Origin of the sequence: Micrococcus luteus NCTC 2665, from assembly GCF_000023205.1 — a bacterium.
In the GTDB taxonomy this organism is placed as follows: Bacteria; Actinomycetota; Actinomycetes; order Actinomycetales; family Micrococcaceae; genus Micrococcus; species Micrococcus luteus.
In genome coordinates this window covers 108,252-123,656 of sequence record NC_012803.1, presented here as the reverse complement: position 1 = coordinate 123,656, position 15,405 = coordinate 108,252, and the positions used below count along the sequence as shown (strand labels likewise).

At 75.3% G+C, this 15,405-nt stretch carries 13 protein-coding genes; 6 read left to right on the top strand and 7 right to left on the bottom strand.

The features are described from left to right. Positions 1-2 precede the first annotated feature (2 nt). Entirely contained in the window at positions 3-1,181 is a 1,179-nt protein-coding gene (locus MLUT_RS12135) for a diacylglycerol/lipid kinase family protein (RefSeq protein ID WP_010079682.1), read from the top strand. Positions 1,182-1,398: 217 nt separating this feature from the next. Here MLUT_RS12135 and pheA read toward each other — a convergent pair whose 3' ends face one another. Together pheA and MLUT_RS12125 are read right to left on the bottom strand one after the other, a co-directional pair. Then, positions 1,399-2,349, bottom strand: a complete 951-nt coding sequence (gene pheA, locus MLUT_RS12130) for a prephenate dehydratase (protein ID WP_010079683.1) — start codon at positions 2,347-2,349, stop codon at positions 1,399-1,401. Beyond that, on the bottom strand, positions 2,346-2,672 hold the full coding sequence (locus tag MLUT_RS12125) for a rhodanese-like domain-containing protein (protein WP_010079684.1): 327 nt from the start codon (positions 2,670-2,672) through the stop codon (positions 2,346-2,348). Before MLUT_RS12125 ends, pheA begins: the two co-directional genes overlap by 4 nt. A gap of 83 nt (positions 2,673-2,755) precedes the next feature. Here MLUT_RS12125 and MLUT_RS12120 point away from each other — a divergent pair, with 83 nt between their 5' ends. After that, complete coding sequence (locus MLUT_RS12120) at positions 2,756-4,264, top strand: amidase (protein ID WP_010079685.1); 1,509 nt, start codon at positions 2,756-2,758, stop codon at positions 4,262-4,264. A 9-nt stretch (positions 4,265-4,273) separates the two neighbouring features. Here MLUT_RS12120 and MLUT_RS12115 read toward each other — a convergent pair whose 3' ends face one another. The 3 genes from MLUT_RS12115 to MLUT_RS12105 form a co-directional block, all read right to left on the bottom strand. Then, complete coding sequence (locus MLUT_RS12115; RefSeq protein ID WP_010079686.1) at positions 4,274-4,843, bottom strand: DUF4190 domain-containing protein; 570 nt, start codon at positions 4,841-4,843, stop codon at positions 4,274-4,276. Positions 4,844-4,941: 98 nt separating this feature from the next. Beyond that, positions 4,942-7,065, bottom strand: a complete 2,124-nt coding sequence (locus tag MLUT_RS12110; protein ID WP_010079687.1) for a PIG-L family deacetylase — start codon at positions 7,063-7,065, stop codon at positions 4,942-4,944. Further along, positions 7,062-8,180: an acyl-CoA dehydrogenase family protein gene (locus MLUT_RS12105; protein ID WP_012750694.1), complete on the bottom strand. Its 1,119-nt coding sequence runs from the start codon at positions 8,178-8,180 to the stop codon at positions 7,062-7,064. Before MLUT_RS12105 ends, MLUT_RS12110 begins: the two co-directional genes overlap by 4 nt. A gap of 161 nt (positions 8,181-8,341) precedes the next feature. On the opposite strand from MLUT_RS12105, the gene MLUT_RS12100 reads away from it, so the two are divergent. The 3 genes from MLUT_RS12100 to MLUT_RS12090 all read left to right on the top strand — a co-directional run bounded on the left by MLUT_RS12100 (position 8,342) and on the right by MLUT_RS12090 (position 12,266). Then, positions 8,342-8,770, top strand: a complete 429-nt coding sequence (locus tag MLUT_RS12100; RefSeq protein WP_010079689.1) for a Fur family transcriptional regulator — start codon at positions 8,342-8,344, stop codon at positions 8,768-8,770. A gap of 67 nt (positions 8,771-8,837) precedes the next feature. After that, a complete protein-coding gene (gene pgm / locus MLUT_RS12095; RefSeq protein WP_012750693.1) occupies positions 8,838-10,556 on the top strand; it encodes a phosphoglucomutase (alpha-D-glucose-1,6-bisphosphate-dependent) in 1,719 nt (572 codons plus the stop codon). Between the two features lie 204 nt (positions 10,557-10,760). Beyond that, positions 10,761-12,266, top strand: coding sequence for an aldehyde dehydrogenase family protein (locus tag MLUT_RS12090; protein WP_010079691.1), 1,506 nt, complete (start codon positions 10,761-10,763; stop codon positions 12,264-12,266). A gap of 155 nt (positions 12,267-12,421) precedes the next feature. Here MLUT_RS12090 and MLUT_RS12085 read toward each other — a convergent pair whose 3' ends face one another. Then, complete coding sequence (locus tag MLUT_RS12085) at positions 12,422-13,261, bottom strand: glycerophosphodiester phosphodiesterase family protein (RefSeq protein WP_010079692.1); 840 nt, start codon at positions 13,259-13,261, stop codon at positions 12,422-12,424. 131 nt (positions 13,262-13,392) lie between these two features. Continuing rightward, entirely contained in the window at positions 13,393-13,851 is a 459-nt protein-coding gene (locus MLUT_RS12080; RefSeq protein WP_010079693.1) for an Lrp/AsnC family transcriptional regulator, read from the bottom strand. A 123-nt stretch (positions 13,852-13,974) separates the two neighbouring features. Here MLUT_RS12080 and MLUT_RS12075 point away from each other — a divergent pair, with 123 nt between their 5' ends. Beyond that, positions 13,975-15,405: a DUF6421 family protein gene (locus MLUT_RS12075; RefSeq protein WP_010079694.1), complete on the top strand. Its 1,431-nt coding sequence runs from the start codon at positions 13,975-13,977 to the stop codon at positions 15,403-15,405.

The following is a 15,405-nucleotide window of genomic DNA, read 5'->3' as shown; positions in this document are numbered from 1 at the left end:
GCATGACTCCCGAGTGGTGGATGGCGCTGGCCGCCCTGGTGCTCCTGGCCGTGCTGATCGTCGTCGTGGTGGTGCTGGCGGCGCGCCAGGTCCGCCTCGGCGTGCAGCACAAGCGGATGCGTCTCCGGGTGGACGCCCTCGACGCGCGGGTGGGCGGCGTGCAGCGCCGGCTGGAGAAGGTGCCCGGGATCGGCACGGGCCGCCACGAGGTCGCGCTGGTGCTGAACCCCATCAAGACGAACGCGGGCCAGGTGCGGCGCGAGCTCGAGCGGCTCGCGGAGGCGGAGGGCCTCGGCGAGGTGCTCGTGCTCGAGACCCAGGAGGACGATCCCGGCACCGCGATGGCGCGGCAGGCCCTCGGCGCCGGCGCCCGGCTCGTGATCGCCGCGGGCGGCGACGGCACGGTCCGCACCGTGGCCGAGCAGCTGGCCGGCACCGACGTCGCCCTCGGTGTGGTGCCGCTGGGCACCGGGAACCTGCTGGCCCGGAACCTGGACCTGCCGATCAACGACGTCGAGCACTGCCTGCGGATCGCCGTGGGGGGCCGGCAGCGACGCATCGACACCGTGGACGTCCGCTTCACGCACGAGGACGGGCGCGTCACCCGGCAGACCTTCACCGTGATCGGCGGCGCCGGCTACGACGCGGACATCATGGGCGACACCAAGGACGAGCTGAAGGACCTGGCCGGCTGGCTGGCCTACAGCGAGGCCGGCATACGGCACTTGCGCGGCAAGCGGCACGAGGTGACCGTGGCCCTCGACGGCGGTCAGCCCCGCCGGTTCAAGGTGCGCACCGTGATGGTGGCCAACTGCGGGATGCTCACGGGCGGCGTCGAGCTGCTGCCCCAGGCCAAGCTCGACGACGGCCTCCTCGACGTCATGGTCCTCTCGCCCCGGCACGCGCTCGACTGGGCGCGGATCGCCGTGAAGACCGTGACCCGGCACCGCAGCTCTGTCCCCGCGATGCACATGGAGCAGGCCCAGCGCGTGAAGGTCGAGTTCGCCGAGCCGATGCCCTCCCAGCTCGACGGCGACGCCACCGGGGTCATCACCGCCCTCGACGCCCGCGTGCAGCCGGACTCGCTCGTCGTGATGCTCGTGGCCGAGGACGACGCCTCCGTCCGCGACGACGGGGTCTCCGCCGCCGCCCCCGTCCCGGAACCGGCCCCGCACATCTGACCCCCCGTCCCCGCTTTCGTTCGGGAAACGGCGGCTTCCCCACCACTTTCGTTCGGGAAACGGGCGCCGGGGCGACGCGCGGACGGGAAGCGCGACGACGGCCCGTCGTCGCGGTGATCGTCCCGTTTCGTCAACGAAAGTCTCTCGAGGCCGCCGTTTCCCGAACGAAAGTGGCCCTGGGGCCGCCGTTTCCCGAACGAAAGTGGCCCCCCGGGCCTCAGCGGGAGCGGAGGGACTCCACCCAGGCGCGGCCGGAGCGATACGCGGCGTCGGTGAACTCGGCCGGCACCCTCGTGGGCACGGGCTCGGCCTGCGCGTACGAGCCCAGGAACCGCAGGTCGGGGTACTCCCGGTACAGGGCCGCGAGCGCATCACCCACGCGGGCCTCCGCCAGGTGCCCCTCGAGGTCGAGGGAGAAGAAGTACCGCCCGATGCCCTCGCCGGTCGGCCGGGACTCGATGCGGGAGAGGTTCACCCCGCGCGTGGTGAACTCGGCCAGGATCTGCCCGAGGGCGCCGGGCCGGTCCTCCGGCAGCGGCACCACCAGCGTGGTCTTGTCCGCTCCCGTGGGCGCGGGCAGGGCCGTCGGCCGGGAGAGCAGCACGAAGCGCGTCACGGCGCCCGGCACGTCCTCGATCCGCTCGGCGAGCACCGGCAACCCGGTCTGCTCGGCCACGAGCGGGGCGCACACGGCGGCGTCGAAGTCGCCCTGGGCCACGAGGCCGGCCCCGGCCGCCGTCGACGGGGCGGGCGTGAAATCCACACCCGGCAGCGCCGTCTCGGCCCAGCCGCGCACCTGCGCCCAGGCGTGGGGGTGCGTAGTCACGCGCCGCACGTCCTCGATCGCAACGCCGGGCCGGCCCACGAGCACGAAGCTGATGGGCACGTGCACCTCCGCGAGGATCTGCAGCGTCTCCCCGAGGGCGATCTCGTCCACGGTGGCGGAGACGCCGCCCTCCACCGAGTTCTCGATGGGGACGACGGCGCGGTCCACCTCCCCCCTGCGCAGCGCCGCCACGGCGCTCAGCACGGAGCCCGCAGACACGAACTCGGCCTCGGCCGGGTCCGCCACCTTCCGCAGGGCGGCCTCGGTGAAGGTGCCGGCCGGGCCGAGGAAGGCGTAGCGCAGGCGCGACGGCGTCGCGTCAGCGGAGCCCGTCCCCGTCACTTGACGGTGGGCTCGGCGTCGCCGTCGGCCTCCATCGGCTTGCCGGCCTCGAGCCACGCGCCGGAGCCGCCGGCCACGTTGATGGCCGAGTAGCCGCGGCCGGTCATGAACTCGGCGGCGCGAGCGGAGCGGCCGCCGGTGCGGCAGATCAGGTAGTAGTCCGTGTCCGGGTCCAACTCCTCGAGCCGGTCCGGCAGCTGGCCCAGCGGGATGTGCTGGGCACCGGCGGCGCGGCCCAGGGCCCACTCGTCGTCCTCGCGGACGTCCAGGATGGCCGCATCGGCGGGGATCTCGTTCACATCGACGGTCTCGAAGGCGCTCATGGCTTCAGCGTAGCCACCCGCCCGGACGTCCCAGGAAGGCCCCGCCGTCCATGACCCGGCCCACGCCCGTTAGGCTCGGCCGCATGCAGACCTCCGACGCCGCACCCGCCGCCGACGACGACCGCACCCCCTCCGCCCCCGGCCCGGCCCGGCTCCTGGACCGCTCGGCCGTGCGCCTGCGGGAGGACCTCGCCGCCGGGGCGCTGAGCGCCCGGGAGGTCACGGAGGCGGCCCTCGCCGCGGCCCAGGCCCACGCGGACCTCGGCGCGTTCGCCCTCCTCGACGCCGAGGGCGCCCGGACCCGTGCGGCCGAGCTGGACGCGGCCCACCCGCGCGTCGCACCCCGGGCCGTGCCCGGTCCGCACACCTCCCCCGCCCCGGACGACGACGGCGCCCCCGCCTCCCTGCACGGCCTTCCGCTGGCGTACAAGGACCTGATCGACGTGCGCGGGATGCCCACGCGGTTCGGCTCCGCCCTGCTGGCCGATGCGCCGCCGGCCGCGCAGGACGACCCGCTCGCGCTCCGCCTGCGCGCGGCCGGCACGGTCACCCTCGGCAAGACGACCGTGCCCGAGTTCGGCCTGGACTCCTACTCGGAGAACCTCGTCACGGCGCCGGCCCGCAACCCCCTGGACCCCGCCCGCACCGCGGGTGGCTCCTCGGGCGGGGCCGCGGCCGCCGTCGCCGCGGGGATCCTGCCGTTCGCCCCGGGCTCGGACGGGGGCGGGTCCATCCGCATCCCCGCCGCCGCGTGCGGGCTCGTGGGCCTCAAGCCCGGCCGCGGGGAGCTGCCGATGGACGAGCACGCGGACACGGTCCGCAACCTCACGGTGTCGGGCCCGCTGGCCCACACGGTCGAGGACGCCGCCCTGCTCTACGACGTGCTGCTCTCCCCCGAGGGTCTGCCCGGCCGGGTGCTGCCGGACCTGCGCCGCACCGTGGAGACCGCCCGGGCCGGGGGCGCCGTCGACGCCCGCCGGATCGGCGTCACCACGGCCTCGCCCTTCGCCTCCAACCTCGAGATCTCCCTGGCCCGGCCCGCCGTCACCGCCCTGACGAAGGCCGCCGCCGCCCTGGACGCGGGCGGCCAGGCGGTCGAGGACCTCTCCCCCTACTACGGCGAGGACTACCACCGGGACTTCCGCACGGTGTGGACCGCCGGGCTGCTCCGGGCGCCGCTGCCGGAGGACGCCGAGGCCCACGTGGGCGCGGTGGCCGCGCACTTCCTGCGCACGGCCCGGGCCGCAGGGCGCGCCGAGCTCGACGACGCCGCCCACCGGCTCGAGGAGTGGGCGCGCGGGGTGCGGGCGCAGTTCGCCGCCGTCGACGTGGTGATGACCCCGGTGCTGGCCACCGCGCCCCCGCCGGTCGGCCACTTCCTGGCGATGGAGCCCGAGGCCAACTACGAGGCGCAGTGCGCGTTCACGCCCTACACCTCGATGGTCAACGTGCTCGGCCTGCCCGCGGTCGCGGTGCCCGTGCTCCGGGACGAGCGGGGCCTGAACTGGTCCGTCCAGCTCATCGGCCGGCCCGGCACGTCCGCGCCCCTGCTCGCCCTGGCCGCGCACCTCGAGCTGCTGCTGGCCGGCTGAGCCGGCCGGTCAGGTCGAGGTGTAGTCGCCCAGGGAGATCCCGGCGATCACCAGGATCACGAGGAACACGACGGCGAGCAGCAGCAGGGCGAGGGACACGTAGTTCATCACGAGGCCGGCGATCGCCATGCCGCGGCCGTGGGGCTCGCGCTTGAGGCCGATGTGGCCGAGGACCACGCCCACGATCGGCGGGAGGAGGAACGTGAACCCGCCCACCACGGAGATGATGCCGAGGATCATGGACGCCACCGAGCGGCCGACGCCGTCGGTCTGGCCGGGCTGCAGCGGGGCTCCGAAGCCGTGGCCGGGCGTGCCCTGCCCGTAGCCGTAGGCGGGGACGGTGTTCGCGTCCTGGCCGTAGCCGTACGGCTGCCCGTAGGCGGGGCGGGTCTGCCCCTCCTGCTCGGCGTACGAGGGGGCCCGGTCCCAGGCGGCGCGGTCGGCGTCGCCGGCCGGGGCGTCGGGCCAGCCGGCGGCGGAGGAGCCGGTGCCGGAGGAGCCCGCACCGGCCTCGGACCCGTACCAGCTCGGCCGGGCGGCCTCACGGCGCGGGTCGTGGGAGGCGTGGGGGTCGGTCATGACGGTCCTTCCGGTTCGGGGCGTCGCGGTCCGGTGCCGAGTCTAGGCGGTGCCCCCCGGACCCGGCCCGGCCCTGCGCCCCTGCTCCCCGGCCGGCCTCACCCGGGCCGGCCCACCGCCTTGAGGTACCCGGAGAACCCGCCGGGGGTCCGCCCCTCCAGGCGGGACGAGGTGAGCACGCGGGTGGTGTCGGTGGCGATCACGCGCACCCGGCGGCCGTCACCGCCGTCGCGCTCCCCCGCCAGGGCCCGCACGGCCTCGGCCAGACCGACGTCCTCGTGCTCGGCCACCGGCGGGAACCCGCCCACGGCCTCATACAGCGACCACGGCAGCCCCAGGTTCGCCCCGTGCACGTGCGCGTGCCCCTCCTCGTGCCGGTAGCCGCGGAGCCAGGCCTGCCGCAGCGGCCCCTGGCGCACGTCCACCGTGCCCAGCACGAGCGCCTCGTCGCGGCCGGCGGCCACGGTCTGCGCCAGCAGCCAGTCGGCGGGGACGCGGCTGTCCGCGTCGGTGGAGGCGAGCCAGAGGCGCTCGGCGGGCACGTCGGGGAACAGCGCGCGGGCCCGGCGGGCGCCCTCCACGCGGGCCCGCCCGACGCCGGCCTGCCCGGCGGTCGGCTCCGCCAGTTCGAGGACGTGGATGCGCGGGTCGGCGGCGCGGGCCTCGAGGGCGGCGGCCACCGTGGCGTCGTCGCAGCGGTCCGCGGCGACCACGACCGCGGCCGTGCCCTGCGCGTGGTGCTCCTCCCAGCGGTCCAGGGCGGCGGCGAGGGCCGCGAGCGCGGCCGGCAGCCGCTCCTGTTCGTCCTTGGCGGGCACCACGACGACGGCGTGGGTCGCGGCGGCGGCCCGCACGTGGAGGCTGAGCCGGAAGTCGTCCTCCACGAGCTCGGTGCGCAGCCGCCAGCGCGGGTCCGCGGCGACGCGCGCGTGCACGGCGTCCCCGTCCAGCGGCCAGCCCTCGATGGGGTGGCGCCAGTGGCACAGCAGCAGCTCGCCACCGGGGGCGAGCGCGGCGTCGGCGTCGTCGATCAGCGCGTCGAGCTCCTCGGGCTGCAGGAAGTAGCCGATCTCGGAGGCGATCACGAGGTCCGCGCCGGCGACGTCGGCCGGCCAGTCCGCGGGCAGCACGGCACGGCGCACCTCGGCGTGCGGCGCGCCGGCCAGCCGGGCGGCGGCGCGCTCGACGGCGGTGGGGGACGCCTCGAGGCCGACCACGCGGTCCGCGCGCGCGGCCACGTCCGCGGTGAGCACGCCGATGGACGCGCCCGCCTCGACCACGGTCCCGTAGCGGGGCCGGGGCAGGGCGGCGAGGGTGAGCGCCCGCTTGCGGGCCTCGTAGGACGAGCTGAGGTAGCGCCACGGGTCCTCCTGGGCCCGGTAGAGCCGGTCGAAGACGGCGGCGGCCCGGTGGGCGTCGGCGTCGTCGGGGCCGGAGACGCGGTGGGCCTCGAACGGGCGCTCGTGGTGGGCGAGCACGGCGGGGCCGAGGATCGCCTCGTCGCCGGGCGCGGCGGAGAGGGGCCGGACCTGGGAGGCGTGCGCGTCGAGGGCGGCACGGCGGGCGGCACGGTCGTCGTCGGTGAGCGGCAGCCGTCGGTAGCGGCGGGCGGGCAGGTCGGCCGGGTCGGCCCAGTGCCAGAACCAGATGGGGAAGGCGTAGAGCGGCAGGTCGCACTCGCCCGCGACCGCGCCGACGGCCCGGCCCACGGCCTCGTGGTCCGCGTGGCCGTCGCCCGGGTCGTGGGAGGCGAGCACGGCGGGGCCGGGGTGGGCGTCGAGGGCCGCGGCGACGGCGTCGCGCACGGCGTCCTCGTGCTCGGCCACGCCGGAGTCGGGCAGGGCCAGGGACGCCCAGGTCAGCCGGTCCCGCGCCGGGGAGCCGGGGCCCGCGGAGGCGGGCAGGCCGGCGGCGAGGGCGTCGAGGGCGTGCTCCATCTCGTCCCGGCGCAGCCGGACCAGGTCCTCGGGCGTGTGCGTGGGCGAGTGCGGGTGGGAGGCCTCGCCGGCGGTGGCGACCAGCACGTGCACGCGTGCCCCGCCGCGCAGGGCGGAGCGGATCAGGCCGGTGGCGGCGAGGGTCTCGTCATCCGGGTGCGCCACGGCCACGAGCAGCAGCGTCTGCGCGTCCCAGACGGGCAGGCGCAGCTCCGGCAGCTCGTCGACGCCGCCCTCGGCCCAGGCCGCCTCGGACGTGCCGTCGTCGGTGTGGGAGAAGCTCACCACGTCCAGCCGCCGTCGGTCTCGCCGGTCAGGAGCGCGGCGCCCAGCCGGGCGTCGTCGCGGTGTCCGTGGTGCTGGCGCAGGTAGACCTGCAGGTCGGCGACGGCGCGGGCGTGCGCGGCGCTGCCGGTGAGCGGGCCGGGGCCGGTGGCCTGCCCGACGACGTCCATCACCTCGGTGCACAGCTGCGCCACGGTGCCGCGGATCCGGTCGGCCTCGACCATGCCGCGGCCGTGGTCCAGGCGGCCGGCGTCCACGTCGTCGGCGGCACGGGCGAGCAGGGCGGCCATCGCGTGGAGCAGCCGGTCGACGCGGCCGAGCGCGGCCTGGCCGATCTGGTCCGGGCCCGGTCCGCGGCCCTCGGCCTCGGCGGCCGCGCGGGCGGCGGTGGCGTTCCGCAGGGTGCGGGCGATGCCGACGGCGCCGCCGAACCACACCGCCGCCACGCCGATGCCGCCCCACGCGAAGCCGGGCCGGCGCAGGTACCACTCGGCGCCGCCGACGGCGTTGCCGGGGACGGCGTCGAAGGCCAGGCCCACCGTGCGGATCGGGGCGAGGCCGAGCGCGGGCCAGGCCGAGTCGGTCTCGGCCACGCCGGGGTGGGACAGGTCCACGAGCACGGCGCGGCGGGTGCCGTCCGCCTCCCGGCCGGTCACGACGGCGGCCGCGCACCGGTCCGCGAGCGAACACCACGGCTTCTCGCCGTCGAGCAGCCAGGCGGTGTCGGGGCCGTCCGGGACGGGGCGCAGGGCGGGGGTGCGGCCGCCGGACTCGGAGGCGTAGACGCCGAGCAGCCCGGCCGGGGCGGGGACGCCTGCCTGGGACAGGATCGAGAGCGCGTCCAGATGGGGCTCGAGCACGCGGGCGGCCGAGAGGTCCTGCGCGGCGACGGAGGCGAGCAGCTCCCACTGCTCGCGGGTGCGCCCCGCGCCGGTCAGCGGCAGGTCGAGCGGGGCGGCGGCCTCGCCGGACGCGGCGCCGGAAGCCGCACGGAGCAGCTCGACCATCGCGTCGACGTCGCCGCCGCAGGCCGCGGCGGCCGCGAGGAGGGCCTGCTCGGCCGGGCGGTCCACGGCTCCACCCGGGACGAGACGGACGGGCTCGGGCTGGGCCATGGGTGGGGACCTCCTCATCGACGGCGCCCGGGCCGGTGCGCCCCGGGGTCGAGGATTCACCGTAGTCAGCACGGGGACGGCGGGGAATGGCCGGTGCGCCGGGGGCGAAGCGGCCCGCTCTTTCTTGACATGTTCCAGAGAACCGGATGGGATCGACTGGCATGGAGACCACGACGCGGGACGAGGACGAGCGCACGCTGCTGCGCGGCGTCGGCCTGCGCGTGACCCGGCCCCGCCTCGCGGTGCTGACCGCCCTCGCCGACCACCCCCACGCGGACGCGTCCACCGTGCTGGCCGCCGTCCGTCGGGCCCTGCCCGGCACCTCGCACCAGGCCGTCTACGACTGCCTCCACGCGCTCACCGAGGCCGGGCTCGTGCGCTCCCTGCAGCCCGCCGGCTCCCCGGCCCGCTACGAGATCTGCACGGGCGACAACCACCACCACCTCGTGTGCCGCGGCTGCGGCACGGTCGTGGACGTGCCGTGCCGCACCGGCTCCGCACCGTGCCTCGACGCCCCCGAGGACCACGGCTTCGCGGTCGACGAGGCCGAGGTCTACTACTGGGGGCTGTGCGCCGGCTGCCGGAAGTGACCGCCGGCGTCGTCCCGCTGGGCCACGCGTCTTCCCCCGTTCGCCCGCCCGTGCCAAGGTGTGGCACATGACCGAGAACACCGCCGCCCTGCCCGCCGCCGAGCGTCCCGGCACCCCCGCCCTGCCGCAGGACCTGATCGACGTCGACGCCCTCCTGGAGGCGTACCGCACCGGTCACCCGGACGTGACGGACCCCGCGCAGAAGGTCGTGTTCGGCACCTCCGGCCACCGCGGCTCCGCGTTCACGACCTCGTTCAACGACGACCACATCGCCGCCATCACGCAGGCCGTGGTCGAGTACCGCGCGCACCACGGGATCACGGGGCCGGTCCTCGTCGGCAAGGACACGCACGCCCTGTCCGGGCCCGCGCAGGACACCGCCGTCGAGGTGCTGCTCGGCAACGACGTCGAGGTGCTCGTCGACTCCCGCGGCGGCTACACGCCCACCCCCGCCGTGTCCCACGCGATCCTGCACCTGAACGCCGGGCGCGAGCTCTCGCCGTCGGGCTTCGCGGTGGACGGGGACAACGCCGGCCTCGTGGACGGCCTCGTGATCACCCCCTCGCACAACCCGCCCGCGGACGGCGGCTTCAAGTACAATCCGCCCCACGGCGGCCCCGCGGACACCGAGGCGACCACGTGGATCGCCGACCGCGCCAACGAGCTGCTCGCCGCCGGGCTGGCGGGCGTGCACCGGGTGGCGAGCGCCGACGTCGCCGGCCACGCGAAGCTGGGCGGCTTCGACTTCCTGGACCGGTACGTGTCCGATCTGCCGCAGGTGATCGACGTAGAGGCGATCCGCGAGGCGGGCGTGCGCATCGGTGCCGACCCCATGGGCGGGGCGTCCGTGGCGTACTGGGGTGAGATCGCCGACCGCCACGGGCTGGATCTGACCGTGGTGAACCCGGAGGTGGACCCGCGGTTCGGGTTCATGACCCTGGACTGGGACGGCAAGATCCGCATGGACTGCTCGTCGCCGAACGCGATGGCCTCGCTGATCGAGCGGATGACCCCGGACGCGGACGGGCAGGCGCCCTTCGACGTCGCCACCGGCAACGACGCCGACGCGGACCGGCACGGGATCGTCACCCCCGACGGCGGGCTGATGAACCCGAACCACTACCTCGCCGTGGCCATCGACTACCTGTACCGCCACCGCGAGCGGTGGCCCCAGAGCGCGGGCGTGGGCAAGACCCTGGTGAGCTCCTCGATGATCGACCGCGTGGCCGGGGACCTGGGCCGCGAGCTCGTGGAGGTGCCGGTGGGCTTCAAGTGGTTCGTGCCGGGCCTGCTGACGGGCACCGGCGTGTTCGGCGGCGAGGAGTCCGCAGGCGCGTCCTTCGTGCAGTTCGACGGCAGCCCGTGGTCCACGGACAAGGACGGGCTGCTGCTGTGTCTGCTGGCGGCGGAGATCATCGCGGTGACGGGACAGTCCCCGTCCGAGCGGTACCGCGACCTCGTGGCCCTGCACGGCGACCCGGCGTACGCGCGCATCGACGCCCCCGCGACCGCCGAGCAGAAGGCCAAGCTGAAGACCCTCTCCCCCGACGACGTCCCCGTGACCGAGCTGGCCGGCGAGACCATCCTCGCGACGCTGACCAACGCCCCGGGCAACGACGCCCCGATCGGCGGGCTCAAGGTGGTCACGCAGCACGCGTGGTTCGCGGCGCGGCCCTCCGGCACCGAGGACGTCTACAAGATCTACGCGGAGTCCTTCCGCGGCCCCGAGCACCTGAAGCAGGTGCAGGCGGAGGCGCAGAAGCTGGTGGACGCGGTCATCGGCTGACACCCGCCCCCGTCCGCTTTCGTTCGGGAAACGGCGGCGTGTCGCACCGCTTTCGTTCGGGAAACGGCCGGGCGCGCGCGCCGTTTCCCGAACGAAAAGACCCTGGGGGCGCCCTCTTCCGAACGAAAGTGCGCGGGTCGCGCGGGGGACGACGACGGCGCCCCGCCCTGCCGTCGCACAGGGCGGCTCGGTAGCGTGGCCGACATGAGCACGCAGCCCCCCGGTCTGACCACCGACGCCCCCGACACCCCCGACGACGATCCGGTTCGCGAGCCGTTGCCCACCGAGGCCCTGCCGATCGCGCCGGCCGGGCCCCGACCCGAGGAGCCGCGGGCCGCCGTCGAGCGTCTGCGCGCCGCCGCCCGCTCCCGCGCCGCCCACCCGCGCGCGGTGCGGGTGCGCCAGCTCAAGGGCCTGAAGCGGATGCTGACGGAGCACGCGGACCGGTTCGTCGCGGCGCTCGGCACGGACCTGGGCAAGCCGGCCACCGAGGCGCTGATCACGGAGATCGTCTCGGTGCGCTCCGAGGTGGACCACGCGCTGCTGCACCTGACCGACTGGATGGAGCCGCGGCCCGTGAAGCTGCCGCTGGCCCTGCGGCCCGCGAGCGCGGAGGTCCGGCCGCGACCCAAGGGTCTCGTGCTGGTCATCGGCGCGTGGAACTATCCGGTGCAGCTCGCGCTCGCCCCGGTCGTGGGCGCGCTGGCGGCCGGCAACACGGTGGTGCTCAGCCCGTCGGAGAAGGCCCCGGCCACGGCGGCGGCGCTGCGGGAGCTGGTGCCGCAGTACCTGGACTCCGCACTGGTCTCCGTGGTGGCGGGCGGCAAGGAGTGCAACACCGCGCTGCTGGCGGAGCCGTGGGACCACATCCTCTACACCGGCGGGGAGCGCGTGGGCCGGATCGTCTACGAGGCGGCGGCGAAGACCCTCTCCCCCGTGACGCTCGAGCTGGGCGGCAAGTCGCCGGCGGTGGTGACGCCGTCCCGGAACACGGGCGCGATGGCCCGCCGGATCGCGTGGGCGAAGTTCACCAACGCGGGTCAGACGTGCGTGGCCCCGGACTACGTGCTGGCCGTCGGCGAGGCCGCGCTGCGTCAGGTGACCGCCGAGCTCCCCGCAGCCCTGCGCGAGTTCTACGGCGACGACCCCCGCGCGTCGAAGGACTACGGCCGCCTCATCTCCGCCGAGCACGCGGAGCGGCTGCGGGAGATGCTTCAGGCGGACCTCGACGCCGGCGCCGAGCTGCTCGTCGGCGGCGACGTGGACGTGGCGGGGCGGTACATGGCGCCGACCGTGGTGACGGGCGTCAAGCCGGACGGCGCGCTCATGCAGGAGGAGCTGTTCGGCCCGATCCTGCCCGTGCTGACCGTGGACACCTTCCAGGACGCCCTGGACTTCATCGCGGAGCGCCCGCACCCGCTGGCCGCGTACCTGTTCACGGACCGGCCGAGCTACCACCGCGCGTTCGACGACCAGGTGCAGGCCGGCGGCCTCGGCTACGACGTCGGCCTGCTGCACGCCGGCATCGCGACGCTGCCGTTCGGCGGGATCGGCGCGTCCGGGATGGGCGCGTACCACGGCATCCACGGCTTCGAGACGTTCTCCCACCTGCGCCCGTCCATCACGAAGTCGGACCAGGTGGACACGCTCAAGACCGCGTACCCGCCGTACGGGCGGATGAAGCGGGCGCTGCTGCCGAAGATGCTCTGAGGGGTGGGTGGGGGCGGGGCTGGCCGGGCCCGGCTGGGCCCGCGCTTTCGAACGTGACATGGGGCCTAACTCACGTTCGAAAGCGCCCATAGCCCCGATTTCACGCTCGAAAGTCGGCCGCGGGCCGCGAGCCGCGGGCCGGGGGCGGGCGGGGGTCAGCGCTGCGGCCAGAAGCCGCGGCGGGCGTAGACCTCGGCGAGGACGTCGGCACGGTCGGTCATGACGCCGTCGACGCCGAGGTCGAGCAGGCGTTCGATCTCCGCGGGCTCGTCGACGACCCACACGTGCACCGGCAGGCCCGCCGCGTGGCAGCGGCGCACGAAGTCGGCGGTGGCCACGGGCACGCGGCCGTGCCGGACGGGCACCTGCACGCAGTCGACGTCGAGGGCGTACCGGCGCAGCCAGCGGGTCAGTCCCAGCGGCCCCAGCGTCACGAGGGCCGCGATGGCGGCCGCCCCGCCCGACGTCGCCACCCGCTCCGGCCCGTACGCCCGCTCGGGGTGGCCGAGGCGGGCGAGGGCGCGCCGGAAGAGGCGGCGCCGCGAGTCATGGAACGAGGCGACGAGCACGCGGTCCCAGGCGCCGTGCTCGGCGAGGATGCGGGCCAGGGCCGGGGCCGACGCGCGGTCCTTGAGGTCCACGTTCAGGCGGGCTTCGGGGAGCGCCGTGAGCAGTTCCGTGAAGCGCAGCAGCGGCTCCCCGCCGACCGTGACGTCCGCCAGTCGCTCCCACGTGTGGTCGCGCAGCCGGCCGCGGCCGGTGCTGACGCGGTCCAGGGTGTCGTCGTGGAAGACGAGGAGCTCGCCGTCCGCCGTGGTGCGCACGTCCAGCTCGAGGTAGGTGAACCCGGCGGCGTGGGCGTCCACGAACGCGGCCAGCGAGTTCTCCCGATCGACGGCGGCGCCCCGGTGCGCGAACCCCAGCGGGTGGCCGCGACGGGCGGGAACGGAGTCGGTGAGGTAGGCGGGGGCAGGACGGGGCGAGGTCGGACGCACGGGATCACCGTAGCGGGGACGGGCGGTGGGGTGCCCGCTGCCGCAGCCGGGAACGCGAGAGGTCGGAATGAGCGTCAGATCGGCCCTCATTCCGACCGCTCGCGTGACAGGAGGGGCCGAAGCGCCCGCCCTCAGTCCTCCGCCGGCAGCTCCAGCATGGGGCGGTGCTCGTAGAAGGTCTGCAGCACCACGGTGGTCCGGGTGGCCACCGACGCCGTCTGGCGGATCTCCGTCACGAGGGCCTCGAGCTCGCGCGGCGAGCCCACGCGCACGAAGAGCATGTACGCGGCGTCGCCGGCCACGGAGTGGCATGCCTCGATCGCCGCGATGGACTCGAGGAGCTCGGGGGCGTCGTCGGGCTGGCGCGGGTCCAGCGGGCTGATCTCGATGAACGCGGAGAGCGGCCTGCCCACGGCCTCGGGGTCGAGCAGCGCACGGTAGCCCGTGATCACGCCCGTGCTCTCGAGCCGGCGCAGGCGCGCCTGCACCGCGGAGGTCGAGAGGCCGACCCGCTCGGAGAGCTGGGCGAGCGTGGCGCGCGGGTCATGGGAGACGGCGGCCGCGAGCCGCGCGTCGACAGGGTCGTCCATGCGCCGCACGCTATCAGCCGGCCCCGGCCGCCGGGTTGACAGCCCCGTGCGCTCATGGAAACCTTCCGGCCAGTGATCCGCCTCACCGGATATTTTCCGGCGCTTCGACCTCAGGAAGGTTCCATGTCCACCACTCTGCAGCCCGCCCGGACCGACGGCGTTGCCTCGGAGGCCCCGGCCGACGCGCGCACCGTCGAGACCCACCCGGCCTGGCTCCGCCTCAAGGCCGCCGCCACCGCCCTGCAGCCTCTGCAGGTCAAGGACGGCTCCATCCCGGACCCGGCGGACCACGCCGCCGCGCGCGAGCACGTGGAGACCATCGTCGCCGCCGTCGAGGAGCTCGCCCCGCTCTTCCCGCACGACGCCGCCTACCTCGCCGCCCTGCCCCGCGACTTCGCCCGCTGGGCCGACGGCGGCTTCGCCGAGCCCGACTTCCTGGACTCCCTCGTCGCCTTCCAGCCGCAGGAGCACCGCGTCGACGGCGTCCGGCACCTCGTGGTCTTCCCGATGTACACGCAGAACGGCTCCCCGGACCGGCACGTGGAGGCCCTCGTCGTCGAGACCATCTGGCCCGAGTTCATCGCCGAGCTCGAGGCCGGCGACTACGGCAACCGCCTCTTCGTCTCCCTGCGCCTGATCGATTTCACCCCCGGCTACGACACGAACTCGGCCGTCCTCTTCCCCGAGACCGTGGCCATGCGCGAGATCCCCACCTTCACGTGGGGCGCCATCTTCCAGGACCGCGAGGCCGCCCGCTTCCGCCGGGTCGTCACCGCCGCCGCCGAGGTCACCCAGCTCGAGCTCCCGGCCGAGCTCGCCGAACTGCTCTCCAGCCAGGAGCTCGCCGAGGGCACCTTCGTGATGTGGGACCTCATCCACGACCGCACGCACATGCGCGGCGACCTGCCCTTCGACCCGTTCATGATCAAGCAGCGCATGCCCTTCTTCCTCTACACGCTCGAGGAGATGCGCTGCGACATGACCGCCTTCCGCGAGTGCGTGGCGATCGAGCGCCGCCTCACGGCGCGCGCCGCCGCCGGCGAGCAGCTCACCGGGCTCGAGGAGCAGACCCGCCGCCACGCCGGGCTCGTGCAGCACGCCGTCCTCTTCGACCGCGTCTTCCGCTTCGCCCTCACCGGCTCCCGCGTCCGCAACTACGACGGCCTCGGCGGCCAGCTGCTCTTCGCCTGGCTGCACCGCAAGGACGTGATCCAGTGGCGCGACGTCGAGCTCAGCGTGGACTGGGACCGGCTCGCCGACGCCGTCGTCGAGCTGGGCGACGCCATCGACACGCTCTACTGGGAGTCCATCGACCGCCCCAAGACCGTGCACTGGCTCAAGGCCTACGAGCTCGTCGCCTCCGTGGTCACCCCGCACCCCGCCTCCGTGTGGGCGCAGGGCCTGCCCCGTGAGGTCCTCGCCGGCCCGCCCAAGGGCTACACCGACCTCGTGCTCGACGACGAGTTCCCGCTGTCCATGTTCTTCGAGGCCCTCGAGAAGAAGATGCGCGGCGTCATCGAGTCCACCGCCGGGATCCGCGGCACGGACGCCTGA

Bases quoted from the DNA above. Each gene is read 5' to 3' on its own strand.
- MLUT_RS12135 (WP_010079682.1), top strand. From the start codon at position 3: ATGACTCCCGAGTGGTGGATGGCGCTGGCCGCCCTGGTGCTCCTGGCC.
- MLUT_RS12125 (WP_010079684.1), bottom strand. From the start codon at position 2,672: ATGAGCGCCTTCGAGACCGTCGATGTGAACGAGATCCCCGCCGATGCG.
- MLUT_RS12120 (WP_010079685.1), top strand. From the start codon at position 2,756: ATGCAGACCTCCGACGCCGCACCCGCCGCCGACGACGACCGCACCCCC.
- MLUT_RS12115 (WP_010079686.1), bottom strand. From the start codon at position 4,843: ATGACCGACCCCCACGCCTCCCACGACCCGCGCCGTGAGGCCGCCCGG.
- MLUT_RS12105 (WP_012750694.1), bottom strand. From the start codon at position 8,180: ATGGCCCAGCCCGAGCCCGTCCGTCTCGTCCCGGGTGGAGCCGTGGAC.
- MLUT_RS12100 (WP_010079689.1), top strand. From the start codon at position 8,342: ATGGAGACCACGACGCGGGACGAGGACGAGCGCACGCTGCTGCGCGGC.
- pgm (WP_012750693.1), top strand. From the start codon at position 8,838: ATGACCGAGAACACCGCCGCCCTGCCCGCCGCCGAGCGTCCCGGCACC.
- MLUT_RS12090 (WP_010079691.1), top strand. From the start codon at position 10,761: ATGAGCACGCAGCCCCCCGGTCTGACCACCGACGCCCCCGACACCCCC.
- MLUT_RS12080 (WP_010079693.1), bottom strand. From the start codon at position 13,851: ATGGACGACCCTGTCGACGCGCGGCTCGCGGCCGCCGTCTCCCATGAC.
- MLUT_RS12075 (WP_010079694.1), top strand. From the start codon at position 13,975: ATGTCCACCACTCTGCAGCCCGCCCGGACCGACGGCGTTGCCTCGGAG.